This window comes from Azospirillum sp. TSH64 (genome assembly GCF_003116035.1).
Taxonomy (GTDB): Bacteria; Pseudomonadota; Alphaproteobacteria; order Azospirillales; family Azospirillaceae; genus Azospirillum.
The window spans coordinates 3959651-3960524 of record NZ_LGQW01000015.1 but is presented as its reverse complement, the minus strand read 5'-3'; the positions used below and the strand labels follow the sequence as shown (position 1 = coordinate 3960524).

Sequence of the window (874 nt, the reverse complement as noted above, 5' to 3'; positions counted from 1 at the left end):
GGTGATCGGCTGCATCTTCGTCGTCTGCGTGCTGGTCTTCCGCCGCGGCATCGTCGGCGAGCTGCTGGCCCGCCTGCCCGGAACGGGGAATCGCTGATGTCCCTCCATCGGGAGATCGACCGCTTCCTCGCCGACATCAGAGCCGCATAAAGGATACGACCCATGAAAGTCCTCGTCCCCGTTAAGCGAGTGGTCGACTACAATGTGAAGATCCGCGTCAAGGCGGATGGCAGCGGCGTCGAGACCGCCAACGTGAAGATGAGCATGAACCCCTTCGACGAGATCGCCGTCGAAGAAGCCGTGCGCCTGAAGGAAGCCGGCAAGGCGACCGAGATCGTCGTGGTGTCCGTCGGCCCGGCCCAGGCCCAGGAGACGCTGCGCACGGCGCTGGCGATGGGTGCCGACCGCGCCATCCTGGTGCAGACCGACGTGACGACCGAACCGCTGGCCGTCGCCAAGGTCCTGAAGGCGCTGGTCGAGAAGGAGGCCCCCGGCCTCGTCATCCTCGGCAAGCAGGCCATCGACGACGACTGCAACCAGACCGGCCAGATGCTGGCGGCGCTGCTCGGCTGGGGCCAGGGCACCTTCGCCTCCAAGATCGCCGCCGGTGACGGCACGGTCGCCGTGACCCGCGAGATCGACGGCGGGCTGGAGACGGTGGAGCTCAAGCTGCCGGCGGTGGTCACCGCCGACCTACGCCTGAACGAGCCGCGCTATGCCTCGCTGCCCAACATCATGAAGGCGAAGAAGAAGCCGCTGGAGACCGTCACGCCGGACAGCCTCGGCGTCGACGTCACGCCGCGCCTGAAGACGGTGAAGGTGACGGAGCCGCCGAAGCGCCAGGCCGGCATCAAGGTGGCGGACGTCGCCACGC

1 protein-coding gene is annotated in these 874 nt (G+C 67.6%); it reads left to right on the top strand.

What is annotated here, in order from left to right; all coding sequences use genetic code 11:
• Positions 1-162 precede the first annotated feature (162 nt).
• Positions 163-874: electron transfer flavoprotein subunit beta/FixA family protein (locus TSH64_RS19385; RefSeq protein WP_109452828.1), on the top strand; the 712-nt coding region annotated here is incomplete at its 3' end.